The organism is Kitasatospora nipponensis (genome assembly GCF_039528135.1).
GTDB lineage: Bacteria > Actinomycetota > Actinomycetes > Streptomycetales > Streptomycetaceae > Kitasatospora > Kitasatospora nipponensis.
This window is the reverse complement of sequence record NZ_BAAALF010000381.1, coordinates 1-2,463: the sequence shown is the minus strand read 5'-3', so window position 1 is coordinate 2,463 and position 2,463 is coordinate 1. Positions and strand designations below refer to the sequence as shown.

The 2,463-nt window shown below is 76.2% G+C and carries 2 protein-coding genes; both read left to right on the top strand.

From position 1 onward, the window contains the following. Positions 1 to 697 precede the first annotated feature (697 nt). The gene (locus ABD323_RS40390; protein ID WP_344447100.1) at positions 698 to 1,390 is read left to right on the top strand and encodes a DUF6629 family protein; all 693 of its coding nucleotides are present in this window, start codon (positions 698 to 700) and stop codon (positions 1,388 to 1,390) included. A 105-nt stretch (positions 1,391 to 1,495) separates the two neighbouring features. Then, positions 1,496 to 2,275 (top strand): oxidoreductase, encoded by a 780-nt coding sequence (locus tag ABD323_RS40385; RefSeq protein ID WP_344447099.1) that lies wholly within the window; start codon positions 1,496 to 1,498, stop codon positions 2,273 to 2,275. Positions 2,276 to 2,463 lie beyond the last annotated feature (188 nt).

Genomic DNA, 2,463 nt, shown 5'->3' with positions numbered 1-2,463 from the left:
CGGTGGCGGGGCCACCGTCGTCCACCACGAGCACGGTGAGGTCGATCCGGTTCTGGACGGTGGCGTGGGCGGTGGTGGTCTGCAGCGCTGCGGCCAGCAGACCGGCTGCCGCGCAGGCGGCAGCACGACGGGTCGCTCGACCCATGGTTGGTTCCCTCCCCGATCGGCGCAGCCGGTCCGTTCGGGACCGGTCCGCCGTGATGTCCGCTCCGGGCGGACGGTGATGTGGTGGATCCGTCGGTCAGGCACGGGAGTTGGCGGTGCCAAGGCAGTCGGCACGGGCCGGCCGACGCACCCCCCGATGTGACGGCGTGGCTCAACCTAGCGGGCGCCCGGGTGTGCTCGCCAGACCTTATGGGTATTGAAAGTCATTTCGATTTGGGTGCCCGCCGGCGCAGCGGTTCCGACCTGCCGGATCGCCCGATGGGCCGTCAGAACCGTTCGCCGAAGCAGGAATCGTTCGCGGGCTGCCGGAACCGGTTGCGGCCTGCCTGCCGGCGTCGGCCGCCGCGCGGGCGCAGGATCGGAGGGGCGCGGCCCGCGGCGGGCAGCGAGGCTCGGGACGGGCAGCGAGGCTCGGGACGGGTGGCACGGCTCGGGGCGGGTGGCGCGGCTCGGGGCGGGTGGCGCGGCCCGGGGGCGGGCGGGCGCGGTGGACGGCCGGCGGTCAGTGGTGACGGAGCGACAGGAGGCGGCGATGTGCTGGAGTACCGAGGCCGACCTGGTCGCGGGATCGGTGGTGGCCGGGATCGGCCTGGTCTGTCTGGCGCGGGTCCGCCGGGCGCGGGACCTGCCGCTGGCGGCGCTCCCGCTCCTGCTCGGGGTGCACCAGCTGGCCGAGGCCGCGGTCTGGCTCGGCACGGAGGGCCGGATCGGCGCGGGCGCGGCGCTCTGGGCGCGCACCGTCTGGGTGCTGATCGCGCTGCCGCTGCTGCCGGCCCTGGTGCCGGTCGCCGTCTGGTGCGCGCTGGGACCGGCCCGGCCGCCCGGCGCGGAGGGCCCGCCGGTGGCCGGTCAGCGGCGGCGCGCCGGGTTCGCGGTGCTCGGAGTCACGGTCTCCGTCCTGCTGCTGGCGGCCGTGCTGGCCCACCCGGTCACCGTCGGGGTGCGCGGCCACCTGCTGACGTACGGCACCGGGGTCCCGTACGCTCCGGTCCTGTTGGCCGGCTACCTGCTGGCCACCGTGGGCTCCCTATTGACTTGCGGCGACCGGCAGTTGCAGCTGCTCGGGGTGCTGGTGGGCGCGGCGGCCGGGCTCTGCGCGCTGCTGTGGCGGCTGGCCTTCGTCTCGGCCTGGTGCGCGCTGGCGGCCCTGGTGAGCGTGCTGCTGCTGCACTGGGTGGGCACCGCACCGGCCCGCTCGCCGAACACCGCGGGCGGCGAGCAGTGAACGGCCGACAACGGACCGCGGAGGGCCGACAGTGGCCGACAACGAACAACGAGCAACGAGCAACGGACAGCGGACAGTGGACACCGACGCGAGGAGTCGAGGGCGATGAGTTCCGAACTGCAGGGCAGGACCGCCGTGGTCACCGGGGCCAGCCGGGGGATCGGGCTGGCCGTCGTCGAGGCGCTGGCGGGTGCGGGCGCGCGGGTCGTCGGCGGCTCCCGCGGCACCTCGGCCGGCCTGGACACGCTGGTGGAGAAGGGTGCGGTGCGCTGGGTGTCGGTCGACCTCGGTACCGCGGCGGGTGCCGCCGACCTGGTCGCGGCGGCGGACGGCCGGGTCGACATCCTGGTCAACAACGTCGGCGCGGCGCCCGTGCGCACCGGCGGCTTCCTGTCGGTCGGCGACGAGGAGTGGCTGCACACCCTGCAGCTCAACCTGCTCAGCGCGGTGCGCGTCACCCGGACGGCCCTGCCGCTGATGCTGGCGGCCGGCCGAGGCTCGGTGGTGACCGTCGCCTCGGTCAACGCCACCCTGCCCGACCCGCTGGTGATCGACTACAGCGCGGGCAAGGCCGCGCTGGTCGCCTTCTCCAAGGCGCTGTCGAAGGAGGTCGGCCCCCGGGGGATCCGGGTCAACACCGTCAGCCCGGGCCCGGTGGAGACCGAACTCTGGCTCGGGGCGGGCGGGGTGGCCGACACCCTGGCGGCCGTCGCCGGTACCACCGCGCAGGACGTGGCGGCCCGGGCGGCCGCGACCGCCGCCACCGGGCGCTTCACGCGGCCGGCCGAGGTCGCGGAACTGGTCCTCTTCCTGGCCGGTGACCGGGCCGCGAACATCACCGGCAGCGACCTGACCATCGACGGCGGCTTCGTCCCCACCTGGTGACCGGTGTCCGGAGGGGCCGACCGGCCGCCGCAGTGCCGGGGGCGGGCGTCGCGCCGGCCGCGCTGCGCCAACCGGCTGAAACCGGGCGGGCGCTCGCCACGGTGCGGGGCGCGGCTCGTTGTGCCGGGCGTCAGGCGGCGGCCCCCGGCCGGCCCGTGGCCGGGCCGGCCGGTCGGGGCCACCCGCGG